Annotated in this window: 26 protein-coding genes; 13 read left to right on the top strand and 13 right to left on the bottom strand. The window is 73.1% G+C overall.

Annotation, left to right across the window (positions count from 1 at the left end; all coding sequences use genetic code 11):
- The 4 genes from Aau02nite_RS34075 to Aau02nite_RS34060 form a co-directional block, all read left to right on the top strand.
- Positions 1–1646, top strand: a 1646-nt coding sequence (locus tag Aau02nite_RS34075; RefSeq protein ID WP_212992712.1) for a cellulose binding domain-containing protein, incomplete at its 5' end; no start/stop codon positions are given.
- Positions 1647–1941: 295 nt separating this feature from the next.
- Positions 1942–2199, top strand: coding sequence for a hypothetical protein (locus tag Aau02nite_RS34070; protein WP_212992711.1), 258 nt, complete (start codon positions 1942–1944; stop codon positions 2197–2199).
- Between the two features lie 155 nt (positions 2200–2354).
- Entirely contained in the window at positions 2355–3257 is a 903-nt protein-coding gene (locus tag Aau02nite_RS34065; RefSeq protein ID WP_212992710.1) for a sigma-70 family RNA polymerase sigma factor, read from the top strand.
- Positions 3258–3564: 307 nt separating this feature from the next.
- Entirely contained in the window at positions 3565–4635 is a 1071-nt protein-coding gene (locus Aau02nite_RS34060; RefSeq protein ID WP_212992709.1) for an epoxide hydrolase family protein, read from the top strand.
- A 51-nt stretch (positions 4636–4686) separates the two neighbouring features.
- Here Aau02nite_RS34060 and Aau02nite_RS34055 read toward each other — a convergent pair whose 3' ends face one another.
- The 9 genes from Aau02nite_RS34055 to Aau02nite_RS34015 all read right to left on the bottom strand — a co-directional run bounded on the left by Aau02nite_RS34055 (position 4687) and on the right by Aau02nite_RS34015 (position 11808).
- Positions 4687–5439 (bottom strand): urease accessory protein UreD, encoded by a 753-nt coding sequence (locus Aau02nite_RS34055; RefSeq protein ID WP_212992708.1) that lies wholly within the window; start codon positions 5437–5439, stop codon positions 4687–4689.
- 22 nt (positions 5440–5461) lie between these two features.
- Positions 5462–6169 (bottom strand): urease accessory protein UreG, encoded by a 708-nt coding sequence (gene ureG / locus Aau02nite_RS34050; RefSeq protein WP_212992707.1) that lies wholly within the window; start codon positions 6167–6169, stop codon positions 5462–5464.
- Positions 6159–6803, bottom strand: coding sequence for an urease accessory protein UreF (locus tag Aau02nite_RS34045; RefSeq protein WP_212992706.1), 645 nt, complete (start codon positions 6801–6803; stop codon positions 6159–6161). Before Aau02nite_RS34045 ends, ureG begins: the two co-directional genes overlap by 11 nt.
- A 103-nt stretch (positions 6804–6906) precedes the next feature.
- Positions 6907–8625, bottom strand: a complete 1719-nt coding sequence (locus Aau02nite_RS34040) for an urease subunit alpha (RefSeq protein WP_212992705.1) — start codon at positions 8623–8625, stop codon at positions 6907–6909.
- A gap of 64 nt (positions 8626–8689) precedes the next feature.
- Positions 8690–9100 carry an urease subunit beta gene (locus Aau02nite_RS34035; RefSeq protein WP_212992704.1) on the bottom strand — a complete coding sequence of 137 codons (411 nt, stop codon included), beginning with the start codon at positions 9098–9100 and terminating at the stop codon, positions 8690–8692.
- The gene (locus Aau02nite_RS34030; protein WP_212992703.1) at positions 9097–9399 is read right to left on the bottom strand and encodes an urease subunit gamma; all 303 of its coding nucleotides are present in this window, start codon (positions 9397–9399) and stop codon (positions 9097–9099) included. Before Aau02nite_RS34030 ends, Aau02nite_RS34035 begins: the two co-directional genes overlap by 4 nt.
- A 137-nt stretch (positions 9400–9536) precedes the next feature.
- Positions 9537–10520 (bottom strand): ABC-2 membrane transporter-related protein, encoded by a 984-nt coding sequence (locus tag Aau02nite_RS34025; RefSeq protein WP_212992702.1) that lies wholly within the window; start codon positions 10518–10520, stop codon positions 9537–9539.
- Positions 10517–11422 (bottom strand): ABC transporter ATP-binding protein, encoded by a 906-nt coding sequence (locus Aau02nite_RS34020; RefSeq protein WP_212992701.1) that lies wholly within the window; start codon positions 11420–11422, stop codon positions 10517–10519. Before Aau02nite_RS34020 ends, Aau02nite_RS34025 begins: the two co-directional genes overlap by 4 nt.
- Positions 11419–11808, bottom strand: a complete 390-nt coding sequence (locus tag Aau02nite_RS34015) for a GntR family transcriptional regulator (protein WP_212992700.1) — start codon at positions 11806–11808, stop codon at positions 11419–11421. The genes Aau02nite_RS34020 and Aau02nite_RS34015 overlap by 4 nt, the downstream gene beginning before the upstream one ends.
- 99 nt (positions 11809–11907) lie before the next feature.
- Between Aau02nite_RS34015 and Aau02nite_RS34010 the strand changes: the two genes are divergently transcribed.
- Positions 11908–12642, top strand: a complete 735-nt coding sequence (locus tag Aau02nite_RS34010) for an alpha/beta hydrolase family protein (RefSeq protein ID WP_246595639.1) — start codon at positions 11908–11910, stop codon at positions 12640–12642.
- Here Aau02nite_RS34010 and Aau02nite_RS34005 read toward each other — a convergent pair.
- Genes Aau02nite_RS34005 through Aau02nite_RS33995 form a run of 3 tightly spaced genes read right to left on the bottom strand, consistent with a single transcriptional unit; the run spans position 12630 to position 15540 of the window.
- Positions 12630–13004, bottom strand: coding sequence for a RidA family protein (locus Aau02nite_RS34005; RefSeq protein ID WP_212992699.1), 375 nt, complete (start codon positions 13002–13004; stop codon positions 12630–12632). The genes Aau02nite_RS34010 and Aau02nite_RS34005 overlap by 13 nt on opposite strands.
- Positions 13004–14233 (bottom strand): amidohydrolase family protein, encoded by a 1230-nt coding sequence (locus Aau02nite_RS34000; protein WP_212992698.1) that lies wholly within the window; start codon positions 14231–14233, stop codon positions 13004–13006. Before Aau02nite_RS34000 ends, Aau02nite_RS34005 begins: the two co-directional genes overlap by 1 nt.
- Positions 14230–15540, bottom strand: coding sequence for a MarR family transcriptional regulator (locus Aau02nite_RS33995; protein ID WP_246595638.1), 1311 nt, complete (start codon positions 15538–15540; stop codon positions 14230–14232). The genes Aau02nite_RS34000 and Aau02nite_RS33995 overlap by 4 nt, the downstream gene beginning before the upstream one ends.
- A 92-nt stretch (positions 15541–15632) precedes the next feature.
- On the opposite strand from Aau02nite_RS33995, the gene Aau02nite_RS33990 reads away from it, so the two are divergent.
- From Aau02nite_RS33990 to Aau02nite_RS33970, 5 genes are all read left to right on the top strand, one after another.
- Positions 15633–16799 (top strand): alanine racemase, encoded by a 1167-nt coding sequence (locus Aau02nite_RS33990; protein ID WP_212992697.1) that lies wholly within the window; start codon positions 15633–15635, stop codon positions 16797–16799.
- 96 nt (positions 16800–16895) lie between these two features.
- A complete protein-coding gene (locus tag Aau02nite_RS33985) occupies positions 16896–18158 on the top strand; it encodes an extracellular solute-binding protein (protein WP_212992696.1) in 1263 nt (420 codons plus the stop codon).
- Positions 18155–19066 carry a carbohydrate ABC transporter permease gene (locus Aau02nite_RS33980; protein ID WP_246595637.1) on the top strand — a complete coding sequence of 304 codons (912 nt, stop codon included), beginning with the start codon at positions 18155–18157 and terminating at the stop codon, positions 19064–19066. The genes Aau02nite_RS33985 and Aau02nite_RS33980 overlap by 4 nt, the downstream gene beginning before the upstream one ends.
- Complete coding sequence (locus Aau02nite_RS33975) at positions 19063–19902, top strand: carbohydrate ABC transporter permease (protein ID WP_212992695.1); 840 nt, start codon at positions 19063–19065, stop codon at positions 19900–19902. The genes Aau02nite_RS33980 and Aau02nite_RS33975 overlap by 4 nt, the downstream gene beginning before the upstream one ends.
- Positions 19899–21569, top strand: coding sequence for a beta-N-acetylhexosaminidase (locus tag Aau02nite_RS33970; RefSeq protein ID WP_212992694.1), 1671 nt, complete (start codon positions 19899–19901; stop codon positions 21567–21569). The genes Aau02nite_RS33975 and Aau02nite_RS33970 overlap by 4 nt, the downstream gene beginning before the upstream one ends.
- 114 nt (positions 21570–21683) lie before the next feature.
- Here the strand turns inward: Aau02nite_RS33970 and Aau02nite_RS33965 are convergent, their stop codons facing one another.
- A complete protein-coding gene (locus Aau02nite_RS33965) occupies positions 21684–22208 on the bottom strand; it encodes a tetratricopeptide repeat protein (protein WP_212992693.1) in 525 nt (174 codons plus the stop codon).
- Here Aau02nite_RS33965 and Aau02nite_RS33960 point away from each other — a divergent pair.
- From Aau02nite_RS33960 to Aau02nite_RS33950, 3 genes are read left to right on the top strand one after another with little or no spacing between them, the layout of a single operon-like run.
- Positions 22207–22797 (top strand): hemerythrin domain-containing protein, encoded by a 591-nt coding sequence (locus Aau02nite_RS33960; protein ID WP_212992692.1) that lies wholly within the window; start codon positions 22207–22209, stop codon positions 22795–22797. The genes Aau02nite_RS33965 and Aau02nite_RS33960 overlap by 2 nt on opposite strands.
- A 36-nt stretch (positions 22798–22833) precedes the next feature.
- Entirely contained in the window at positions 22834–23184 is a 351-nt protein-coding gene (locus Aau02nite_RS33955; protein WP_212992691.1) for a hypothetical protein, read from the top strand.
- Positions 23181–24155, top strand: coding sequence for a hypothetical protein (locus Aau02nite_RS33950; protein ID WP_212992690.1), 975 nt, complete (start codon positions 23181–23183; stop codon positions 24153–24155). The genes Aau02nite_RS33955 and Aau02nite_RS33950 overlap by 4 nt, the downstream gene beginning before the upstream one ends.
- Positions 24156–24160: the final 5 nt, after the last annotated feature.

Below are 24160 nucleotides of genomic sequence, written 5' to 3'. Positions count from 1 at the left end.
TGCTGATCTACCGCACCCTGATCGGGCAGCTCCCGTGGGACGTCGGCACGACCACGGCCCTGCTGCGCGCCCACCAGTACACGGAGCCCGAGCCGCTGCCGCCGGTCGAGGGGATGCCCAGCGCCGTCTCCGCGCTGATCGCCCGCTGCCTGGAGAAGCGGCCCGCGGACCGCCCGTCCAGCGCCGAGCTGGCCCACGTGCTGGGCACGGTGTCGGCCGGAGTGCCGGCCGCCCGCGCCTACGTGCCGGACTGGGCCGAGAACGGTGAGGACACCACGATCCTGCCGTCGGCCCGGCGGGACACCGACTCCTTCGGCCGCGTCCGGCCGGGCCTCGCCCAGGTGCATTCCGCTGCTCCCGGGCGTGGCGTCGCCGCTGTCCCGGCCGCTGAGGCGCCGGTCTCGCCGGCTCCGACGGGGACACCGGTCCCGCCGGCGGTCTCCGTCGCCGAGGTCGAGGCGGCCGTCGGCCCGGTCTCGTCCCCGCCGCAGCGCGGGGCGCGCAACAGTCGTTTCGGCCCCGTGCCACCGGCTCCGGCCGTCGCCTCGGCGGCCGCGCCGGCGCCACCGGTGGCGGATGCCGGTCCGGCCGGGCCGGCTCTGCGTCCTGCCTTCGGTGGCGATGGAGCACTCCGGCCGCCTCCCCGCGAGGAGCGCCCGCCCGCGCCGGCCGCCCGTCCCGGTGGCGGCAATACTCCGCCCGCTCGTCCCGGTGGCGGCGGCCCGCCGCACCAGAACAGGCCCGGCGCCGCGGCGTCCGGCCCCGCGGGCCCCGGCCGCAACGGCGGCACCACCCAGCGGCGCCGGGTGCTCATCCTCTCCGGCTCCATCGTCGGCGCGGTCCTGCTCGCCTCCGCCGCGGTGGCCGCGCTGTCCCAGGATGCCGTGCCGAAGACCCCGAACGCGGGAAGCACCACGCTGACCGGCTCGAACAAGTGCGTGGTCAGTTACGCGGTCTGGGAGGACAAGAACAACAGGTTCCGGGCCGCGATCACGCTGGCCAACCGGGACAACACGGCGATCAAGGACTGGAAGCTCTGGTTCATGATGCCGGGTGACCAGGTGGTGTCCGGCAACGGCGGCGTCAAGCTGAACCAGCAGGGCCAGGGCGTCACCGTGCTGGGCCGCTCGCCGCTGAGCCCCCAGCAGACCAAGACCCTCGAGTTCACCGGCCGCTACAAGGCCAGCAACGCCGCCCCGATGGTGTTCGAGCTCGGCGGGGACACCTGCCAGACCTTCGTCTCGCCGGCGCCCGGTGCGCCCTCGCGCCCGGTCGAGCACCTCACGAACGGCTCGGTCCGGCTCGGTCCGGTGCCGACCAAGGACTCGCCGATCCCGGGCATCTCGATCAACCCGGGCGGGGTGGCCGTCCCGGTCCCGGTGAACACGACGGTGCCGGCCGGTGGCACGACGCCGGCCACGACACCGGCGGTCGTGGTGAACCCCGGTGGCGGCACCGGCACGGGCGGCGATGACGATGACGACGACGAGACTCCGGTGGAGCCGTCCGCGCCGACCACGACGCCGGCCGTCACAACGACGACCACGGCGCCGGTCGTGACGGAGACGACGCCGGCGGTGACGGACACGTTCACAGACCCGGGCGACGGCCCCGGCAACGAGCCCCTGCCGGAGGGCCTGGGCTGAAATCCGACACGCGCGTTCCTCGGGCGGTCGACCGGAGTGCCGGTTCGACCGCCCGAGCTGCGCGTAAGGTCGAATTGAGCCCGACAGGAACCTGCGCTGCCCGTGACGACCCGCGACGGCCGTGACGAGAGCCTTTCGCCGAAATCGGTACGAACCGTATCGGCGTGCCTGCGGGCCGGGTTGACGCCCACGGGGAAGATGACTGATACCGGTCTGCAACCTGAGCGGTTCCGGTCGGCACCGGCGCGAGCGTTAGCTGGAAGCAGGCAAGCCGTCGCATATCGGGGAGTTCCACATGATCAGCACCGTCCAGGACCTGGCCGCGGAGGCTCTGTTCGTCTCCTACCTGCAGCCTTCCGAGTGCCCGAGCCGCCAGACCGTCGAGGAGACCGTCACCGCCATGCTGCTGCGCCACGGCAGCGACGGCTGTGCGGCCGGCGTCGCGGCGGAGTTCGGCGACCACCCGGAGGCCGCCGTGCGCCGGATGAACTGGGTGCGTAGCGAGCTCAGCGTCCTGCTCGCCGCACCGCGCCGCCCGCACTTCGCCAGCTGAGACAGGCCCCGGGGGAGCGGCCCCCGATAGCTGAGCCTTTTTCGTAAAAAACACCACAAAAGCAACCGAGTTCGGCCGCCACTGCACCCTGCGGCCATAAGTGTTCTCCTCATCAGCCGGTTCACCTGCCGGCTTGTACGAGCGAGGAGGAACACGTGACCGTGACGACCGAACTCCCCGCCACCGTCGGCATCATCCACGACGCGCCATCCGCGCGCGACCTCGAGGACCTGGTCCGCGAACACATGCCGATGGTGGGCCACCTGGTTCGGGAACTGCTCAACCGCGTACCCGGCCACGTTCACGCCGACGACCTGTCGTCCGCCGGATTCGCCGCACTGCTCGGTGCCGCGCGCTCCTTCGACGTGAGCCGGGGCATCCCGTTCCACCGCTTCGCCGCTGTCCGGATCCGCGGCGCACTGCTGGACGAGCTGCGCGGGCAGGACTGGGCCAGCCGATCGGTCCGGGCCCGGGCCCGCCGTACGGCGACCGCCCGCCAGGAACTCACCGCGGCCCTGGGCCGGACCCCGTCCGAGGCCGAGGTGGCCGAAATGCTGGGCATCGGCGTCGCCGAACTGGCCAGTGTCGAGGACGACGTGCAGAAGGCAGCCCTGCTCAGCCTGCAGGGTTTCCCCACCGGCGCCGCCGAGGAGATGGTCCCGGAGCTGTCCGAGGGACCCGAGGACCTGCTGCTCAAGCGGGAACGGCTGGGATATCTGCACCAGGCCATCCAGGCCCTGCCCGAGCGGCTGCGCCTGGTGGTCACCCAGTCCTTCCTGCAGGAGCAGCCGCTCAGCGACGTGGCCGCCGAACTCGGGGTCACCGAGTCGCGGATCTCGCAGCTGCGCACCGAGGCGCTGCGCCTGCTCCGCGAGGGCCTGAACAGCTCGCTGGCTCCGGAGCTGCTCACCGTCGCGGCCGGCGGACCGCGGACCCGCAAGGGATGCCTGCAGCGGCGGCGGACCGAGTACTTCGCCCGGGTCGCGGAGCAGGGCAACCTGCGGACCCGGCTGGCACTGACCGACACGCACGGCGTACCCATCGCGGTCGCCGCCTAGAGCGGTGGGGCGGCTCCACGACCGGTTCTCCGGCCGCGGAGCCGCCCTGTTCGGCCACCTGTTCCGGTGGTCGGCGACGGCACCGGATATCGCGCCCACCAAGGCCCCCGTGACGGCGCCCATCACTCCGGTGCCGATGGCCGCGTCGCCCGCCTCGTACCCGCCGCTGCCGAACCACCCCCAGAGAGCCCCCGCCGCGGCGCCGGTCAGCAGCCCGGTCAGCGCCCAGCGGTCCCGTCGCATCGGCGCGCCTCCTCCGGCGGATTGCGGCCGGGAACTGACCGCAACGGCTCCTACGGTCGGCAGTATGAGACCTTTCCGGATCGCCGTGGACCCGTACGAGCTCACCGATCTGCACGAGCGGCTGGCCCGGACCCGCTGGCCCGCGCAGTTGCCCGGGGCGGATTGGGACCGCGGCGTGCCGGTGGAATGGCTGCGCGAGCTGGCCGGGCACTGGCGCACCGGCTATGACTGGCGGGCGTACGAAGCGCGGCTCAACGCCTTCCCGCAGTGGGTCACGGAGATCGACGGCCTGGAGATCCACTTCCTGCACGTCCGCTCGCCGGATCCGGACGCGCTGCCGCTGATCCTGAGCCACGGCTGGCCCAGCTCGATCGTCGAGTTCATCAACCTGATCGACACGCTCAGCGCCGACTTCCACGTGGTGGTGCCGTCGGTGCCCGGTTTCGGCTTCTCCGGGGCGCCGCGGACGCCGGGCTTCGGGGTCGAACGGGTGGGCCGGATCTGGGCGCAGCTGATGAGCCGGCTGGGATACGAGCGGTACGGCTCGCACGGGGGTGACCTGGGCGCGTACCTGGCCCCCGCGGTCGCCGAGGCCGCGCCCGAGCGGGCGGTGGGCGTGCACGTGAACGCCGGCCCGGGCATGCCGACCGAGGCGGACGTGCCGGGCATGAGCGAGGCCGAGCGCGCCGACTACGCGGCGATGCAGGAATGGGCCGGGTCCGGCGTCGACCACCACGCACTGCTGCGGGCGGCACCGCAGACGTTCGCGTACGGGTGGCAGGACTCGCCGGTCGCGCTGCTGGCCTGGCACATGCAGAAGATGAAGGAGTTCGGCGACCTGGTCATCGACCGCGACCTGCTGCTGACCAACACGAGCATCTACTGGTTCACCGGCACGGCGGCCTCGTCCTCGTGGTTCATGTACGACACTGCGGCGTTCGCCTGGCCGCGGGGGCAGAAGGCGGTGCCGACCGGTGTCTACGCCGGGGGACCACCGCTGTTCCGGCGGCTGGCCGAGCAGCGGAACACGATCACGCACTGGCCTGCCGGCAATCCCGGCGGCCACTTCGTCGCCCTGCACGAACCGGCCGCCCTCGCCGCGGACCTGCGCACCTTCTTCGCCCCGCTGCGCTGAGCCGGGACGCTTCACACCGCCACGAGCAGCTGCTGCGCTGAGCCGGAGCGGTCACGCCGGGGCGGGCAGCCGCTGCCGTTCGACGCAGAGCGGGTCCAGAGCCGCCCGCACCTGCCGGATGTCCTGGCCGACGGCGGTGGCCAGCATGCCCGGCCCGGCGAGCGTCATCAGCGCCGCGTCGCCGCCGAGCAGCGCGGCCTCCGGCAGGTCCGGACCGGCGAGGACGAGCGACCCGACGGCCCGGGCGCCACCGAGCACCGCCGCGCCCGACCAGCCCGGTGCCCGGGGACCGACTGCCAGCTCGTGGCGGTGCAGGGTGCTGCCGGCGTACCGGATGATCAGGTCGGTGTGCACGTCGCCGGACGGCTCGTCGTGCCGCCCGCAGACCAGGTCGTCGCGCCAGAGCACGGCGCCGCCGGCCTCGACCTCGACCCGGGTGACCGCCCGGTGGTCGCAGCCGGCCGCCGCGATCAGCGGCTCCGGCAGCCACCGCACCGTCGCGCCGGCCGCGACGACCGCCCGGATCTCCAGCCGCGACGCCGGCGCGCCGGGGCGGCCGGGCAGCGCGAGCTGCGCGGCCACACTGCGCACGGTCAGCCGCGCACCCGGCCCGGCCTCGAGGTCCAGCCGCAGGTCGTCGCCCCGCAGCGGTCCGGCGGCCCCACCGACCAGGTGCACGGTGACGTCACCGCCGGTCCGCGGCCCGGTGCGGCGCAGCAACAGCGGCGACTCCCCGCGCAGCACCGCGAGCCGGGTGCCACCCCGCCCGTCGGCCTCGGCGACGATCCGCGCCCCGGCCCGCATCAGAGCGCCACCCCGCAGCCCATCAGGCTGCGGGAACCCGGGCCGCGACCAGCGCGCGGATCCAGTCGGCGACCGGCGTCGCCGCCTTGTCCCCGACCAGTGACAGGAAGACCGTCGGCAGCTCACCCCGCCGGGCCCGGGCATCCCGGTCCATCACCGACAGATCGGCCCCGACCAGCGGCGCGAGATCCGTCTTGTTGATCACCAGGAGGTCGGCGGTCGTGACACCGGGCCCGCCCTTGCGCGGCACCTTGTCGCCGCCGGCCACGTCGACCACGAAGATCTGCTGGTCGATCAGCCCCTTGCTGAAGGTCGCGGTCAGATTGTCCCCGCCGCTCTCGACCAGCACGAGATCCAACGGCCCGAGCGTCGCCTCCAGATCCTCGACCGCGTCCAGATTGGCGGAGATGTCGTCCCGGATGGCGGTGTGCGGACAGCAGCCGGTCTCCACCGCGCGGATCCGGTCCGCCGGCAGCACCCCGTTGCGCAGCAGGAAGTCGGCGTCCTCGGTGGTGTAGATGTCGTTGGTCACCACCGCGAGCCGCAGCTCCGCGCCCAGCGCCCGGCACAGCGCCGCGACCAGCGCGGTCTTGCCGGAACCGACCGGCCCGCCGATCCCGATCCGCAGGGCCCGGGGTCCCGGGTGCAGCGGCGTGTGCGGGTCGACACCGGGGTCGGGGTGGGTGTGGGGGACCTCGTCGGGGCCGTGTTCGTGCAGTTCAGGATGCAAAGAGACGCACCTCCCAGGTGGCGTGGAGCTCGGCACCGATGTCGAGCAGCGGGGCGCCCGCGGCCGGCAAGGCGTCGACCGGGTCGTCGGCCCGGGCCGCGGCGTCCGCCGCGATCCGGTCGATCTCGGGTGCCAGCCCGGCGAGCAGGCTGTGCACCGCGTATGGGTCCAGGCCGAGCAACCGCACGGCCGCACTGGCCGGACCGCTCACGGCCCCGTGCGCCGCGGCGACCGCGGCCTCAAGCGGCCCGAGCCCGGCGGCGGCGGCCAGCACTCCGAGGGCGACCGGATGATGCGGCTCCCGGCCGACGTCCGGCAGGGCCCACATGGCCCGCCCGGCCCGCACCAGCGCCCGGCCCTGCGCCCGCGAGGCGCGCCGCAACGCCGGCGAAGGCGTCCGGGCATCCAACCCACGATCAAGATCCATAAATGCTCCGGTACGGGCACACGCGCTCGCGGCGAAAGCAGCGGACACGAAGCCCGTGGTCTGCAACCGCCCGCGCAGGAATCCCCCGACGTCCCGGACCTCCCGCACCCGCCCCGCGGCGACCGCGGCCTCCAACCCACCGGAATGCGCGTGCCCACCGGACGGCAACCGCCCGTCGGCCAGCACCAGCAACGTCGCCAGGCTCATACCGGCCACCGCGCCGCTCGCTCGGATTGGCCGGGCGCCGGGCTGGAGCGGTCGTGCGGCCGGCCGGATCCCATGTCCGCCGCTGCCGGCGTGCGACCGGGCATCAGAACAGGAAGTAGCGCTGGGCCATCGGCAGCTCGGTCACCGGTTCCGGCTCGACCACCTCGCCGTCGATGCGGACCGTGAACGTGTCCGGTTCCACCTCGATGCGGGGCAGGGCGTCGTTGTGGGGCAGGTCCGCCTTGCCCACCGAGCGGGTGTCCGCCACCGGCACCAGCGCCCGCTTCGCGCCGATCCGGTCGCCCAGCAGGGCGTCCAGGGCGGCCGGCGCCACGAAGGCCACCGAGGTCACCGACGGCACCACGCCGTAGGCGCCGAACATCGGGCGGGGGAGCACCGGCTGCGGGGTGGGGATCGAGGCGTTCGCGTCGCCCATCTGGGCCGAGGCGATCATGCCGCCCTTGATCACCAGGGCCGGGCGGACGCCGAAGAACGCCGGGTCCCACAGGACCAGGTCGGCCAGCTTGCCCGGTTCGACCGAGCCGACCTGCTCGGCCATGCCGTGGGCCAGTGCCGGGCAGATCGTGTACTTGGCCACGTACCGCTTCGCCCTGAGGTTGTCCGCCGGGCCGTCGCCCGGCAGCGCGCCGCGGCGCGCCTTCATCACGTGGGCGGTCTGCCACGTGCGCATGACGACCTCTCCGACCCGGCCCATCGCCTGCGAGTCCGAGCCGATCATCGAGATCGCGCCCAGGTCGTGCAGCAGATCCTCGGCCGCCATGGTGGACGGACGGATCCGGCTCTCCGCGAAGGCCAGGTCCTCCGGCACCGAGGAGTTCAGGTGGTGGCAGACCATCAGCATGTCGAGGTGCTCGCTGAGGGTGTTGCGGGTGTACGGCCGCGTCGGGTTGGTCGACGACGGCAGCACGTTGGGGTGCGAGGCCACCGTGATGATGTCCGGCGCGTGCCCGCCGCCGGCCCCTTCCGTGTGGTACGCGTGGATCGACCGTCCCCCGATCGCCCGCAGGGTCTCCTCGACGAAGCCGGCCTCGTTGAGCGTGTCGGTGTGGATGGCCACCTGCACCCCGGACGCGTCGGCGACCCGCAGCGCGGCGTCGATGACCGCCGGCGTGGTGCCCCAGTCCTCGTGCAGCTTGAAGCCGCCGGCCCCGCCGCGCAGCTGCTCCCACATCGACTCGCTCGACATGGTGTTGCCCTTGCCGAGCAGCAGCACGTTGATCGGCCAGTGGTCCAGGGACTCGAGCATCCGGGCCAGGTGCCACGCGTTCGGGGTGACCGTGGTGGCCTTGGTGCCCTCGGCCGGGCCGGTGCCGCCGCCGATGATCGTGGTGATGCCACTGGCCAGCGCCGTGTCCAGGATGGTCGGGCTGATCAGGTGGACGTGGCTGTCGATCGCGCCGGCGGTGAGGATCTTGCCGTTGCCGGCGATGATCTCGGTGCCGGGGCCGATCACCAGGTCCGGGTGGACGCCGTCCATCGTGTCGGGGTTGCCGGCCTTGCCGAGCGCCACGACCCGGCCGTCGCGGATGCCGATGTCGGCCTTGACGATGCCCCAGTGGTCGAGCACCACCGCGCCGGTGATCACCGTGTCCGGGCTGCCCTCGGCGCGGGTGGCGCGGGACTGGCCCATCGACTCGCGGATCACCTTGCCACCGCCGAAGACGACCTCGTCGCCCGGCTGCGGTCCGGCGCTGCGGTCCTCCTCGACCTCGATGAGCAGGTTGGTGTCGGCGAGCCGGATGCGGTCGCCGGCGGTGGGTCCGTACAGGGCGGCGTAGCGGCCGCGGTCGAGTGTGGTCACGCCGTGGCCTCGCTGTGCTCCCGTTGGCTGCGCCGTCCCTGACGGCCTGGCTCGGCGGTTGGTTTCACCGGGGGCTCCCGTTCGACGGCTGGTCTTCTCCGGTGTCCTCGTCCAGCGAGCCGGCCGGCTCGATGTCGCCGGGGTCCGCGGGCGGCGGCTCGGGGAGCCTGTCGAGCGGGCCACCGGCCAGGCCGCGCAGGCCGGGGACGATGCGGTGGCCGGTGAACGGGATCAGCTCGACGTCGCGCGGCATCCCCGGCTCGAAGCGGACCGAGGTGCCCGCGGGCACGGCGAGCCGGTGGCCCCAGGCGGCCTCGCGGTCGAAGTCGAGCGCCGCGTTGGACTCGGCGAAGTGGTAGTGCGAGCCGACCTGCACGGGCCGGTCACCGGTATTGCGCACGGTCAGCGCGAGCACCGGCCGCCCGCCGTTGATCGTGATGTCACCGTCCCCGGCGATGATCTCGCCGGGAATCACGAGATCGGCCCGTGCACGGTGACCAGCTTGGTGCCGTCCGGGAAGGTGGCCTCGACCTGCACCTCGACCAGCATCTCGGGTACGCCGTCCATCACGTCCTCGCGGGTCAGCACCCGGCGCCCGGCGTCCATGAGCTCGGCGACCGTCCGCCCGTCGCGCGCGCCCTCCAACAGGAAGGCTGTGATGATCGCGGTCGCCTCGGGATGGTTCAGGCGCAGGCCGCGCTCCCGCCGGCGCCGGGCGACGTCCGCCGCGACGTGGATGAGCAGGCGTTCCTGCTCGTGCTGGCTGAGGAACAAAACCAACCCCCTGATCGCCGAGCTGTGAACGCCCAGCGATGTTTGCAGCTCGACGTTTCCGACGTGTTACCCCGTCCCGCAGGCGTGATCATCCTGATGAGACCACGCCTGCGGGCAGAACGCCGGGGAAACGCCGGTCAGCTGAGCCCGCGAGGGATGCGCCAGAAGGCGTACCCGGCCAGCAGCAGCGCGAGCAGCAGGTAGATCCCGAACTCCAGCCACTGGAAGGTCCAGTACCGGTCGGCCGGCTGGTACGTCAGCACGCTGTGCAGGTTCAGCGCCTCCAGGCAGGCCTTGTCCTTGGCGAAGTCACCGGTGAAGCACACCTCGGTCACGGCCTTGCTGGGCTGCGCTCCGGTGCTGTCGACGAGCTTCGCCTCGTTGGTCAGCATCCAGGCGCCCGGCACGTCGTAGCCCTCCACCGACACCTGTCCCGCCGGATTCGTCCAGATGCCGTGGGCGGCAACCGCGGTGAACTGCACGTTCTCGGTGATCGGCCCTTGCAGATGCGGACGGATGACAGTGGGCATCAGGATCTGCATCGCCGTGAACGCGGCCAGCGTGACGGCCATGGCGATGACGGTCCGCTTGGTGAGCAGCCCGATGGTGATCCCGGCGACGACGGCGAAGACGGCGTAGCCCAGCGGGGCCAGGTTGCGGGTGGGGAAGAACAACGGGTCGAAGCGGTCGTTGAGCGCCCGGTCGTACGGGCTGGCGGCCCAGGTGAACAGCAGGCTGAGGGCGCCGGTGAAGGCCAGCGCGGCCAGCGTGACGAACGACAGCTTGACCGCCAGCCACCGGGTCCGGGTGATGCTCTGGTTCCAGACCAGCCGGTGCGTGCCGGCCTCGAGCTCGCGGGCGACCAGCGGGGCGCCCCAGAACGCCCCGATGACGGCCGGGATCAGGATGATGAGGAAGCCGGTGAGCAGCAGAACGGAGAAGTACTTGTCTTTGAGCAGCTGCGCACCGGACTCCACGGAGCAGCCCGCGCAGCCGACGTTGGCGTCGTAGACGTTCCGCAGCTGCAGGCCGAGGATTACCAGGAAGATCGCGAGGGCGCCCAGCGCGACGAGGGCCACCACGGCCTGGCCGCGGAACTGACGCCAGGTCAGCCAGATCATCGTTGTGCCTCCAGGGTCTGCGGGGCGCGGGCGCCGACCGCGCCGAGGGCGGCCCGGGTCAGGTACGCGAGGATCATGTCCTCCAGATTGAGGTGCTCGGTGTCGGCGGCCAGGCCCGGCACCGCGCCGACGGTGTCGTGCACGAGCAGCGTGCTCTGCCGGTCGGTGTGCTCGGCGTGGATCACCTCCACGCCCGGCGGCAGGGCGTCGAGCCCGCCCCGGGCCGCGACCAGCCGGTAGTGGGTGGCCAGCAGGTCCTCGACGTCGCCGGTCAGCTGCACCCGCGAGCCGGTCAGCACGATCATGTGGTCGCAGACCCGTTCCAGGTCGCTGAGCAGGTGCGACGAGAGGATGACGCCGACCTCCAGCTCGGCCACGAACTCCATGAGGCTCTGCAGGAAGGCCCGTCGGGCCAGCGGGTCCAGCGACGCCACCGGCTCGTCGAAGATCAGCAGCTCGGGTCGCTTGGCGGCGGCGATGGTCAACGCCAGCTGGGCGCGCTGGCCACCGGAGAGCCGGCCGGCCTTCTGCGCGGGATCGAGACCGACCTGGGCGACGCGCCCCTCCGCCAGCGCGTCGTCCCAGCGGGGGTTCAGCCGCCGGCCCATCCGCAGGTGGTCGCCGACGGTCAGGCCGGCGTAGACCGGGGTGTCCTGGGCCACGAAGCCGATCCGGGCCAGCTGGGCGGCGTCGGCGGCCGGGCGCGAGCCGAGCACCTCGATCGTGCCGGCCGTGGGGGCGATCATCCCGGCGGCCAGGTTGAGCAGGGTGGACTTGCCCGCGCCGTTCGGCCCGACCAGCCCGACGACGCGGCCGGCGGGAACGGTGAGGGTGACGTCGATGAGGGCGGGCCGGCTGCCGTAGCTCTTGCTCAGTCCCTGGGTACGCAGGACCGGTTTCATGGGGTCACCTCGGTTGCCTTTCGGAATGTCGTCAGGAACAGGGCCTCGATGCTGTCCGCGTCGAGGCCGGCCCGCTGCGCCTTGTCCAGCCAGCCGAGCAACTCGCGGCGCAGTGGTTCGTGCGCGGCGAGCGAGTCGTCGGCCAGGCTGTGGGTCACGAACGTGCCGAGCCCCGGGCGGGGGGTGACCAGGCCGAGATGTTCCAGCTCCCGGTAGGCCTTGAGCACGGTGTTGGGATTGATCGCCAGCTTCGCCACAACCTCCTTGACCGTCGGGAGCTGGTCCCCGACGGAGAGCAGGCCGAGTCGCAGCGCCCGCTGCACCTGCTGCACGAGCTGCTGGTACGGCGAGACGCCGGAACGGACGTCCAGGTGAAAGTCGATCACTGTTTCTCGCTTTAACTAGGCTACTAGCACTATAGAGAAATGGACGGCCACGCTGTCAAGGGACAATGCGGTCGCCGGGGCTTCGATAACGTGCCGGGCATGGCTGACACCCCGGAGTACCTGCGCCCGTTCGTCCTGTCACCGCCGGTCCGGGAGCCGGCGCGGACGGACAATGTGGACACTTACCGGCCCGACGGGCCGGGGCCGTACCCGGTGGTCGTGGTGGTGCACGGCACGCCGCTGCCGCCCGGGCTGCAGGCCCAGCCGCGGGACTGGCCGCTCTACCGCGGATACGGGCAGCTGCTGGCCGCGCAGGGGATGACCGCCGTGGTGGTGGAGCATCAGCTGCCGATCACGCCGGGCCCGGACGGCCTCGTGCTGGACTACGCCACGGCGGCGGGTCAGGTCGCCGCCGCCGTGACGGCCGCCCGGGCCGATCCGCGCGCCGACGCGGACCGGGTGGTGCTGTGGTTCTTCTCCGGCGGGGCCATGCTCAGCGCCGGCTGGCTCGATGCCGCGCCGGCCTGGCTGCGCGGCATCGCGCTGACCTACCCGGTGGTGACCCCGCTGCCCGGGATGGTGGCCGCGCCGGGCTTCGTCGCCCCGGCCGAGGCGATCGGGCCGGGCGCCCCGCCGATCCTGCTCACCCGGGTGGGCCGTGAGCACCCGGGCTTCGCCGCAGGAGTGCAGACGTTCCTGGACAGAGCGGCCGACGTCGAGATCATCGAGGTGCCCGACGGGCAGCACAGCTTCGACATCGCCGACCACACCGAGGCGTCACGCGCCGCGGTGGGGCAGGCCGTCGAATGGGTGCGCAAGCGTCAGGCGGTGTAGAGCACGGCGTCGATCTCGATGTCGAAGCCGACCAGCGGGACCGGCAGCGTGGTGCGGACGGGCAGGTGCTCGCCCTTGATGTACTGCGGGTAGATCTCGTTGAGCTCGGCGAAGTCGGCGAAGTCGCGCAGGTAGACGCCGACCCGGACGGCCTGGTCGAGGCTGCTGCCGGCCGCCTCGGCCACGGCGGCCAGGTTGCGGAAGGCCGCGTGCGCCTGCTCGGCGAAGCTGCCGGTGACCCGGGTGCCGTCCGGCAGGGCCGGAATCGCGCCGGCCAGGTAGATGGTGTCGCCGGCGACGACGGCGTGCGAGTAGGGGCCGCCGGCGGGTGCGGCCTTGTCGGTGTTGATGGCACGGGGCATCAGGAACTCCTCGGTGTCGGTCTCGGGAACTGTTCGGCCAGGCCGTCCGCGCCGACCAGCGGCGCGGTGAGCAGGGCCCGCAGGTCGCGCTCGCGCCGGGCGAGAGCGGCACGCTGGGCGTCGGTCAGTGGGATCCACGGCGGGGGCGGCGGGCTCAGTCGGGGAACCATCCGGCGGCCGGCCACGTACGTCGCCTCGTTGACCAGCCGCAGCGGGGCGTGCCGGACCTGGCGGTGCGCGTCCACCACCTCGAACGCGCCCTCCTCGACCCGGAACACCGCCAGGTCGGCGGGCGCGCCCACGGCCAGCGTCCCGCCGGGCAGCCCGAGGGCGCGGGCGGGCCGCACGGTCGCGGCGGCGAGCACCTCGTCCAGCGGCAGGCCGGCGGCGAGCAGTTTGGTCATCGTGGTGGGCAGGTCGAAGACCGGGCCGTGCACCGAACGGGCGTGCAGGTCGGTGGAGACCGTGTCCGGCGCGAGCCCCTCGGCGAGCTGCCGCTCCAGCACGTCGAAGGCGAAGCCGCCGGAGCCGTGGCCGATGTCGAGCAGCACGCCACGCTCGCGGGCGGCGCGCACGGCCGGGCCGAGGGGAGCGGCGATACCGCTGGCGCAGTGCGTCACGATGTCGCCGGGACGCAGCAGGCCGAGCACCTCGTCGAGCGCGGGTGGGGCCGTACCGATGTGGACCATGACCGGGATGCCGCAGAACTGGGCCGCGGCCAGGGCGCGCCGCAGGGGTTCGACACCGTTGCCGCCGACGGTCTCGCGGTCGATGCGGACCTTGATCCCGCGGATCAGGTCGCGATGCGCCTGCACGGTGTCGATCGCCAGCGCGGTGTCGCAGTTGTCCAGGTCGCGGCTCTCCCCGGTACGCCCGGCCAGCCCCACCGCGGAGATGTTCAGCAGCGCCGGCACCCGCACGTCCGTGCCGGCCGCCACCCGGCGCAGCCCGCCCAGCGTGTACGCGCCCGCCGACCCGGCATCCACCCAGGTGGTGACGCCGGAGCACCAGGCGACCGGATCCGGCTCGATGCCCCAGTAGCCCGGCCCGACGTGCGTGTGCAGGTCGACCAGCCCCGGGGTGACCAGCAGCCCGGCGACGTCCACCACCGTGCGGGCCCCGCCGGTCAGGCCCGGTCCCACGGCCGCGATGAGCCCGTCGCGCACCGCCACGTCGGCCGGACCCGTTCCCGGCACCTCTCCGCCGGTGAACAGCAGGTCGTAGGTCATGCCGCACCGTCGAGGGCCGCGGTGATGGCCAGGCGGTAGAGCCGGGTCGGGCGGCCTTTGCGGTGCACCTGCGAGCTGCCGTCGTCGACGGCCAGGCGGGACTCGCTCAGCTTGCGGATCAGCCGCCGCCCACTGGGGTCGGTGATCCCCAGCGAGCGGGCCAGCTCGCTGGGCGAGACCGGCCGGCCGCCGAGGTTGCGTTCGATCGCGGCCAGCCGGGACAGGGTCGCCGGGCTGAGCCCGACCCGTCCGGCCAGCGCCTCGATGTCGCCGTGCTCGCGGTAGGTGTAGGTCAGCGGCATGCCGGTGGCGCCCATCGGGCCGATCATCATGCCGTTGTCGGAGATCAGGTAGGCCCCCGGATCGGCGTCCTGCTCGGCCCGGGCGGCGGCCCGCTCGGCCAGCGTCACGCACAGCCGGGCCGAGTCGCCCAGCCCGAATCCCGCCACCGCGCGGATGCCCAGCGTGTCGCGGGCCTCGGCGAGGACCGGCAGGCCGACCCACTGGTGGGTGACCGCCTCGAAGAGCGCCGCGTGCGCGAAGACGACGACGCCGCGCCGGCCCCGGTTGTCTATCCACGCGTCCGCGAACTCCGGGGTGTTGAGCAGCAGATGCAGCAGGCCGACCCGGGCGCGGTCCAGGTCGGGGCTCTCCTCGGGCTTGGCGATGAGGAACACCCCGGCGGCGAAGCGCAGGCTGTCGGCGCGCTTGTGCCGGATGCGCAGGGCCAGCTCGTGCAGGTCGGCGCGGATCGTGCCCGGGGTGGCCAGGGCGTGCAACACGGCCACGCTGCCGTCCAGGGCGGCCGCGACACCGGTGCGCACGCTGATCACGTACGCGGCGCCGGTGCGGGCCAGCTGCTCGCGGTGGAACGCGAGGACGTCGGCGATCGGCTGCTCGGGCTCGAACGGCAGGCACGCGATCGCCTGCCGGTCCAGCTCCAGCGCCGTGGCCACCTCGTCGACGGTCTCCTGGGCGAACGTGTCGATGCTGACCGGGGTGGCCGGCCAGCCGTTACCGCGGGCCCGCGACCAGGCCAGAGCCAGATCCAGGGCGGCCGAGCGGGTCACCGCGACCGGCAGCTCGGGCGGCAGCAGATCCCGGGAGCGGGCGTACGGGACCAGCCCGAGCAGCAGCCCGTCCAGCCGTTCGGCGCGCAGCAGCCCGGCGACCCGTTCCCGGATCTGGTCCTCGCGCTCGTAGACCGCCCAGGCGAACGTCACGCCGGTCAGGGTCCGGGCCGCCTCCTCGAACCGGGGGCGGTGGCTCGCGTGCAGCACCAGGCCGATCACCATCGCTGCCGGCACGCCTCGCCCCCCGCCGCACACCTAGTGGTTCGTAAGTGGTCCGTAGTAGCGTGCGCGAAAGCGCCCCCCTGGTCAAGCTGGAGGAGACGGACATGACCCTCGACATTCCGGACGAGCTGATCGACTGGCGGGCCAAGGGCTTCTGGCTGCCCGCCGGCGAGATCACCACCCGCGACTTCGCCGCCGCGCGGCACCACCTGCTGGACGGCTCGTTCACCTGGCCGCTGCTGGTGGTCCGGGACTCGGCGGTACGGGCGAACATCGCGACGATGGCCGCGTACGCGCAGCGGTACGGCTTCTCCTTCGCCCCGCACGCCAAGACGTCGATGGCCCCGACGCTGCTGGACGCCCAGCTGGCCGCCGGAGCGTGGGCGATGACCGTGGCGACGGCGAGCCAGGCCCTGGTGCTGCGCCGCCTCGGGGTGCCCCGCGTGCTGATCGCCAACGAGGTGCTGGACCCGACCGCGCTGCGCTGGCTGGCTGCCGAGTCCGCCGCCGGCTGGGAGGTGTTCCTGCAGGTCGACTCGGTCGCCGGGGTGGAAGCGGTGGCGGCCGCGGGCGGGCTGCCGGTGCTGGTCGAGCTCGGGCACCCGGGTGGGCGCACGGGCTGCCGTACCGTCGAGGAGGTCGTGGCCGTGGCCCGCGCGGTCGCCGCCGCACCGGGGGTCTCGCTGCTCGGGGTGACCGCCTACGAGGGTGCGCTGCCCGACGTCGGGACGGTGGACGCGTTCCTGGCCACGCTGGTCGAGGCGGTCCGGGCGGTCGCCGGCCTGGCCGGTCCCGAGGTGCTGGTCTCGGCGGGCGGCAGCGCCTGGTTCGACCGGGTGATCAAGGCGCTCGAGGGACAGTGGCTGGACGGGCACCGGGTCCGGGCGGTGCTGCGCAGCGGTGCGTCGGTGACCCATGACGACGGTTTCTACCGGCAGCGCACGCCGTTCAACCGGGAGCCGGGCGACGGGTCCCTGGCCGCCGCCCTGGAGATCTGGGCCCAGGTGCTGTCCACTCCGGAACCGGGGCTGGCGATCGTGGGAATGGGCAAGCGGGACGCGCCTTTCGACGAAGGGCTGCCGGTCACCGAGGGGCTGACCGTGACGAAGATGAACGACCACCACACGTACGTGACCGGCGGTTCCCCGGCCGTCGGTGACCTGCTGCGCTTCGGGTTGTCGCACCCCTGCACGGCCTTCGACAAGTGGCGTTTCATCCCCGTGGTGGACGACGCCGACGTGGTCGTGGACGTGCTGCACACCTACTTCTGAGGGTTGACGGCCGCAGCTCCACACTCCACTCTGAGGGCACTCAATCAACGAACTACTTACGAACCTGGTTCCTCAGTGAACGTCAGGAGTGACCCTATGCGTCTGCGTCTGGCGGTTGCCGCCGCCCTCGCCCTCACCGTGACCGCGTGCGCCCCGTCCACCTCGTCGCCCACCACCGCGCCCTCGGACGGCGGCGCGCGGACCGGCACCCTCAAGGTGTGGCTCTTCGACGAGCCCAACCGGGCGCCCAAGGACGCCGTGGTCAAGGAGGCGGTCGCGGAGTTCACCGCCGCGCACCCCGACACGAACGTCGACGTCGCGTACCTGGCGGTCGACACCCGTAGCGCGCGCTTCAAGGGCGCCTTCAACGACCCGGCCAGCGCGCCCGACGTCGTCGAGTACGGCAACACCGACCTGCCTGAGTACGCGGCCGCCGGCGGGCTCGCCGACCTGGGCCCGGCCGTGACCGCCTGGCCCGAGGGCGCCGACCTGAGTGCCGACGCCAGGGCCAGTGCCACTTTCCAGGGCACGCTGCTCGGCGTCCCCTGGTACCTCGGCGTCCGCGCGCTGTACTACCGCACCGACGTGTTCACCGAGCTCGGCCTGCGCCCGCCGACCAGCCAGGCCGAGCTCACCGCGGCCGCGCGCACGATCCGGGCTCAGAAGCCGGAGCTGTTCGGCATCGCGGTCGGCGGCAAGTACACCTTCGGCGCCCTGCCGTTCATCTGGGACGCCGGCGGCGACATCACCTCGATCAACTCCGCGCAGTCGCGGGCCGGGCTGAAGGCGTACACGGATCTGCTGAAGCCGGACAACTGCCCGCCGCAGCAGTGCGCGGACCTCACCGGTGGCAAGACCGTCGAGCTGTTCGCGAGTGGCAAGGCCGGGATGGCCATCATCGGCAACTTCAACCGGGCCGCCGTCGACGCGGGCGCCGCCAAGGGCAAGTACGCCGTCGTGCCGCTGCCCGGCAGCAAGCCCGGCTCGATCGCCCCGGCCTTCGCCGGCGGCAACAACCTGGGCATCATGCGCAACAGCCAGCGGCCGGCCCTGGCGGCGGACTTCCTCACCCTGCTCGCGAGCAAGAAATACCAGACCAAGATGTACGCGGCCATGGGCAACCTGCCGACGTTGCAGGCCGCCCGGGCCGAGGTCGCCGGGCAGGACCCGTTCCTGAAGCCGTTCCTGTCCACCATCGACGCCGGGACGAAGTTCGTGCCGCTCGACCCGGGCTGGGGCAAGATCGACGCGCAGGCCGTGCTGCCCACCATGATCGAGAAGGTGGTGACCGGCAAAGCCACGGTCGAGGCGGCCACCGACGAGGCCGCCACGGCGATCAACGCGGCCCTGGGCAAGTGACCACGGCGCTGCCGGCGGTCCGGACGCGCCCGCGCCGGCGCGTCCGGACGCCGCTCTGGCTGCTGCTGCCGGCGGCGGTGGTCCTGGGCACCCTGTTCGTCTATCCGATGTGGCAGCTCGGCCTGCTGTCCGTCCTGGACTTCCGGCAGGCCCAGGTCAGCGGCGGACAGCCGACCCGGTTCGTGGGCCTGGCCAACTACACCCAGCTGCTGGGTGACGCCCAGTTCTGGTCGGTGCTCGGTGCCACCGTGTTCTTCGCCGCGGCCTGCGTCCTGGCCACGCTCGCCGTGGGCGCCGCCCTCGCCGTCCTGCTGACCCGGATCAGCAAGGTGCCCCGGCTGCTGCTCTCACTGGCCGCCATGGCCGCCTGGGCGGTGCCCGCGGTCTCCGGCTCGACCGTCTGGATGTTCCTCTTCGACACCGACCTCGGCCTGGTCAACCAGACCCTCGGCGTCACCGGCCTCAACTGGATGTACGACCGCTACACCGCCTTCGCCCTGGTCGGCGCGGTGGTGGTGTGGCACTCGTTCCCGTTCGTGATGATCACCCTGTACGCCGGTATCGAGGCGATCCCGAGATCGGTGCTGGAGGCCGCCGCGATCGACGGCGCGAGCGCGTGGCGTACCTTCTGGCGGATCATGGTGCCGGTCCTGCGCCCGCTGCTGGCCATCGTGGTGATCCAGTCGATCATCTGGGACTTCAAGGTCTTCACCCAGATCTACGTGATGACCCGCGGCGGCGGCATCGCCGGGCAGAACCTCACCCTCAACGTCTGGGCCTACCAGCAGGCGTTCGCGGCCGGCGAGTACGGCCTGGGCGCGGCGATCGGCGTGGTCATGATGGTCATCCTGCTCGTCGTCACGCTGCTCTACCTGCGGACGCTGCGGCGATCGGGGGAACCGCTGTGAGGGGCACCCGCCGCCTGCTCGACGCCCTGGCGATCCTGCTCGCCGTCGGCACGGTCTTCCCGATCTACTGGATGGTGCTGGCCGCGGTGAAACCGGCCGGCGAGATCCAGTCGTTGCAGCAGCGGCCGTGGACCCTGGCGCCCAGCTGGGACAGCTTCCACCGGGTGCTCGCGGTGGACAGCTTCGGCCGCTACTTCCTGAACAGCCTGCTCGTCGCGCTCGTGGTCGTCGTCCTGTCTGGACTGTGCGCCTTCCTCGGGGCGGTGGCGCTGACCCGCTTCCGGTTCCGCATGCGCACCACTGTGCTGGTGCTGTTCCTCATCGCGCAGATGGTGCCGATCGAGGCGCTGACCATCCCGCTGTTCTTCCTCGTCCGCGACCTCGGCACCCAGGTCCCGGGCGTGGGCCTGAACACGCTGGGCTCGCTGATGCTGGTGCACACCGCGTTCACACTGCCGTTCGCGATCTGGATGCTGCGCGGCTTCGTGGCGGCGATCCCGGAGGAGCTGGACGAGGCGGCCCAGCTCGACGGCGCGGGCCGGTTCACCGTGCTGTGGCGGATCCTGTTCCCGCTGGTGGCCCCGGGACTGGCCGCGACCAGCGTGTTCTCCTTCATCACGGCGTGGAACGACTTCCTGTTCGCCCGTACCTTCATCATCAGCGCGACCGACCGGCAGACGCTGCCGATGGCGCTGCTGGTCTTCTTCAAGCCCGACGAGAACGACTGGGGGGCGATCATGGCGGCCTCGACGCTGATGACGGTGCCGGTCCTGATCTTCTTCCTGCTGGTCCGGCGCCGGCTGGTCGCCGGCCTGGGCGGGGCGGTGAAGGATTGATCCCCCGCCCGGCGGTGCTGGTGCCCGGGCCCGGCAGCTTCACCCTGCGCCCCGGGACGCCGGTGACCGCCGATCCGGGCCTGGAGCGCCTCGCCGCCCGGGTCCGTGACCTGCTCCCGGCCGGTGCTGGTCCGGAGGGTGCCGGCCCGACCGCTGCCGGATCGGGTGGTGCCGGCCCGACCGCTGCCGGGCCGGCCAGTGCCGGGCCGGCCAGTGCCGGGCCGGGCGGAGAGATCCGGTTGCGGGTCGTGGCCGGGCTGCCGCCGGAGGGGTACGTCCTGGATGTCGACGCCACGGGGATCGACATCCGGGGCGGCTCCCCGGCCGGCGTGCACCACGGCGTGCAGACGCTCCGCCAACTGCTGCCCGCCGGCACCCTGCGCCGCGCCCCGATCGTCCGCGGTCCGCAGCCGGTGCCGGCCGTGCACATCGAGGATGCGCCGCGTTTCCGCTGGCGGGGCGTGCTGCTGGACGTGGCGCGCCACTTCATGCCGGTCGCCGACGTGCTGCGCTTCGTCGACCTGGCCGCGTTCCACAAGCTCAACGTGCTGCACCTGCACCTGACCGACGACCAGGGCTGGCGGGTGGAGGTCCCGGGCCGGCCCCGGCTGACCACGGTCGGCGCCTGGCGGCCCCGCACGATGCTCGGCTCGCGGATCCACGACCGCTACGACGACCGGCCGCACGGCGGTCACTACAGCCCCGGCGACCTGCGGGAGATCGTCGCGTACGCGGCCGACCGGCACGTCACCGTGGTGCCGGAGATCGACATGCCGGGGCACATGCAGGCCGCGATCGCCTCGTATCCGGAGCTGGGCAACGGCTTCGCGGGCGGGGTCCGTACCTCCTGGGGCATCTCCCCGCACGTGCTGAACGTCTCCGACGAGGCCCTGGACTTCTGCCGCGAGGTTCTCGACCACGTCGTCGCGATCTTCCCGGGCGAGCTGATCGGCATCGGCGGCGACGAATGCCCGGCGGGCGAGTGGGACACCCCGGCCGCCCGGTCCCGGATCGCCTCGGCCGGGCTGGCCGGCCCCCACGAGCTGCAGACCTGGTTCACCGCCCGGATCGCGGAGCATCTGGCCGGGCACGGCCGCCGGATCTACGGGTGGGACGAGATCCTCGCCGGTGGTGCGCCGGCCGGGGCCACCATCGCCGCGTGGCGGGGCGCCGAGCCGGCCGTTCTGGCCGCCCGGGCCGGGCACGACGTGGTCTCCTGCCCGGACACCTCGGTCTACCTGGACTACCGCCAGTCCGACGACCCGGGAGAACCGACCCCGGTCGGCACGCTGCTCACCCTGGCCGACGTGTACGCCTTCGACCCGGTCCCGCCCGGACTGAGCGACGCCGAGGCCGGCCGGATCATCGGGGCGCAGGCCAACGTGTGGACCGAGCACCTGGAGTCGGCCCGCCGGGTGGACTACCAGACCTATCCCCGGCTGTGCGCCTTCGCCGAGGCGGTGTGGGGACCGCCGGCCCGCGATCACGCCGACTTCACCGCGCGGCTCGGCCCGCACCTGGCCCGGCTGGACGCCCTCGGCGTCAACTATCGCCCGCTGTCCGGCCCGCGCCCGTGGGACGCACGCCCCGACGCGCCGGGCCACCCCCGCGACCTGGCGGACCGGCTCGCCGAGGTGCACGAGATGACGGCCGACCTGCGGCGATGACCAGCACCGGGTCGGGAGGGGACGCCGGCCTCGGTTCGGTGGAAAGGCTGGCTACAGCGGCCGGTCACGAGCCGCCGTCGGCCTCGGGATCGGCGGGTCCGGCTCCAGCGGGGGTCAGGAGTGGACGTCGGCCTCCGGGTCGGCGGCCGGGTCCGGCTCCAGCAGCAGCCGCGCGTAGGTCGCCATCGAGCGCTGGTAGCGCGGCAGGTGAGCCGACAGCGCGCCGACCGCGATCCCCACCGCCTCGCGTGCCCGACCCGCGTCCGCCAGCGCCAGCGCCAGCACTGCCTTCACCGCGTCGTCCAGCTCATCGGATCCCGCGGCCATTTCCGCGGTCAAGAGCGCGACGCTCTCGGCGGCCTCGCCCAGCTCCCGCAGGGAGCTGGCCAGCTGGATGACGGCCTGCCGGCGGCGGCTGCCGGTCAGCCCGGCCGCCAGCGCCCGCCGGTAGAGCGGCACGGCCGGGCCGGTGCGCCCGACGGCGTCGAGCGAGCCGGCGCGTTCGAAGAGGCCGACCGGGTCGTCCGGGGCGAGCTCGCCGGTGAGGTCCTCGACCAGGCGCAGGAACCGCGCCTCGTCGAGCTCGTCGAACGACGCCCACGCGCCGGCCATCCGCCGCTCCCAGTCCGGTGTGATCATGGGACAACCCTCGCACGGCGGGCGGCTTGACGGGCGGCGGCGCGGCCTGATCGGATGGGCGCAGCGTCGCAGTGCACCCGGCCAGGAGACCGCCGCGGGCATGGAGGCGCCGGACCATTGGGACATCTCCGTGGAGAGTGAATACTCCCGCTTCCGGGCGTACGGCCAGCAGTTGATCGAGATCCACATCGGCCTGCGCGACATGCTCGCCGATCTCCGCGAGGGCTTCGTGCCCGACGCCGAGCTGGGCGCCCACTGCCTCGCGTTCTGCGCAGCGGTCACCCGGCACCACACCGGTGAGGACGTCCAGGTGTTCCCGCTGCTCGCCGCGCGCCATCCCGACCTGCGGGCGTTCCTGGCCGAGCTGGAACGCGACCACCAGATCATCGCCGGCCTGCTGACCAGGGCGGGCGCGGTGGGCGAGCAGTTGAGCGGCGAGCACACGGCGGCCCGTGCCGCGCGGCTCCAGCGCGAGCTGGACGGGATCGCCGCCGTGCTCGAGACGCACTTCATCGGTGAGGAGAAGCGCCTGGTCGCGGTCCTCGACGCCCTCGACCCTTCCGAGGGATTGACCGGTCTCACCGCCTAGGCCGAGCATGGCCCTACGCGACCGCGAGGAGTGCGTGTGGGTGCATCGCAACGGCGGGCCGAGCTGCTCGAACGACAGCGGGAGCTGCGCGCCCGGCACGACGCGCTGGGCGGCCTGGGCGCCGAGCCGCCGTACGGGCCCGGTCAGCTCGACCGGGTCTTCAGCGGGACCGACGAGCTGATGACGGTGGTCGACGAGCTGGCGGCCGACGCCGCCCGCCGCCGGCTGGTGCTGACGTTCGTGCTGCTCGGCGTGGCCGCTCTGGGGGCCGTGCTGGTCGCGGCCGGCGTGCTGTCCCCGTGGGCGCTGCTCGGCGTCGTGGTCGTGCTCGCCGCGGCGATCGCTCTCTGGCTCACCACCCGCGACGTGCCGGGGACCGGCCCGTGAGTGCCGACGCGTCCGGCGACCTCGCCCGGGTCGCCGCCGGGCTGCGCCGCGAGATGGGCAGCAAGGTCAACACGTTGCGTCTGCAGCTCACCCAGGAGATGCAGCGGATCGACAAGACCGCGGAGAAGCGGGCCCGGGAGGCCCTCGCCCGGCTCGACGCCGCCGACGCCCGGGGCGACGCCCTGGCCGCGGAGCAGTCCGACTTGCGCCGGCACGTCGACCGCAAGCTGCGCGAGTACGCCACCCGGGCCGGCCGGCTGGAGGGGGAGATCCAGCAGATCGAGGGACTGCTCCGCCGGCAGCAGGGCCACGTCCCGGTCGACCTGGACAGCGTGCCGCCCGAGCTGGCGCCGCTGGTCGCGGACGTCCGGGCGGCCGAACGGGTCCGGTCGACCATCATGGACGACGCCACCCGCGCGGCGCGCCGGCAGGAGATCGAGCGTTTCGAGCAGAGTGAACGCGAGCTCGGTGAGACGCGGCAGCGGGCGCTGGGCGTCAGCCGTTCTCTCGCCGTCCGCAAGGCGGGCGGGTGGGCGTTCCGGCGGGCGGCCGCGGCGTACCGGAGCGAACGGGCCCGGATGAGCGAGCAGGAGGCCGAGGTCGCGGCGGCGCGGGTGAGACGTGACGCGGCCGAGCGGGAGCTGGGTCGTGACGCCGCGCAGGAGCAGGCGTACCGGTCGCATCCCGGCGCCGCGGTCGCGGACCGGCTCGCCGCACACGTGCGGGACCGGATCGACGCCGCGGTCGCGGACTACGAACTGTTCCCGCCGTGGTTCACGACCGTGCTCGGGCACCGGCCGGCGTCCACCCGGACCGCCGACTGGCGCGAGGCCGCGGTCCAGGTGGTGCTCTACCGGATCACCCACGAGGTGACCGACCGGGTGGTGGCGCTCGGCCCGCCGCCGGAGGACGGTCACCGCGCTGCTCAGCACCACGCGGTCCAGGCAGCACTGGGACAGTTGGACGAGTGACCGGG

The sequence above is a fragment of the Actinoplanes auranticolor genome (assembly GCF_018332655.1).
Taxonomy (GTDB): domain Bacteria; phylum Actinomycetota; class Actinomycetes; order Mycobacteriales; family Micromonosporaceae; genus Actinoplanes; species Actinoplanes auranticolor.
Note: the sequence above shows the minus strand (reverse complement) of the source record. Positions and strands in the feature narration are given on the sequence as shown.

Excerpts from the sequence above, each read along its gene's own strand:
- Aau02nite_RS33960 (WP_212992692.1), top strand. The coding sequence starts at position 22,207 with ATGGGACAACCCTCGCACGGCGGGCGGCTTGACGGGCGGCGGCGCGGC.
- Aau02nite_RS34060 (WP_212992709.1), top strand. The coding sequence starts at position 3,565 with ATGAGACCTTTCCGGATCGCCGTGGACCCGTACGAGCTCACCGATCTG.
- Aau02nite_RS34025 (WP_212992702.1), bottom strand. The coding sequence starts at position 10,520 with ATGATCTGGCTGACCTGGCGTCAGTTCCGCGGCCAGGCCGTGGTGGCC.
- Aau02nite_RS34000 (WP_212992698.1), bottom strand. The coding sequence starts at position 14,233 with ATGACCTACGACCTGCTGTTCACCGGCGGAGAGGTGCCGGGAACGGGT.
- Aau02nite_RS34020 (WP_212992701.1), bottom strand. The coding sequence starts at position 11,422 with ATGAAACCGGTCCTGCGTACCCAGGGACTGAGCAAGAGCTACGGCAGC.
- Aau02nite_RS34010 (WP_246595639.1), top strand. The coding sequence starts at position 11,908 with ATGGCTGACACCCCGGAGTACCTGCGCCCGTTCGTCCTGTCACCGCCG.
- Aau02nite_RS33990 (WP_212992697.1), top strand. The coding sequence starts at position 15,633 with ATGACCCTCGACATTCCGGACGAGCTGATCGACTGGCGGGCCAAGGGC.
- Aau02nite_RS34045 (WP_212992706.1), bottom strand. The coding sequence starts at position 6,803 with ATGAGCCTGGCGACGTTGCTGGTGCTGGCCGACGGGCGGTTGCCGTCC.
- Aau02nite_RS33985 (WP_212992696.1), top strand. The coding sequence starts at position 16,896 with ATGCGTCTGCGTCTGGCGGTTGCCGCCGCCCTCGCCCTCACCGTGACC.
- Aau02nite_RS34055 (WP_212992708.1), bottom strand. The coding sequence starts at position 5,439 with ATGCGGGCCGGGGCGCGGATCGTCGCCGAGGCCGACGGGCGGGGTGGC.
- Aau02nite_RS33965 (WP_212992693.1), bottom strand. The coding sequence starts at position 22,208 with ATGATCACACCGGACTGGGAGCGGCGGATGGCCGGCGCGTGGGCGTCG.
- Aau02nite_RS34070 (WP_212992711.1), top strand. The coding sequence starts at position 1,942 with ATGATCAGCACCGTCCAGGACCTGGCCGCGGAGGCTCTGTTCGTCTCC.
- Aau02nite_RS34005 (WP_212992699.1), bottom strand. The coding sequence starts at position 13,004 with ATGCCCCGTGCCATCAACACCGACAAGGCCGCACCCGCCGGCGGCCCC.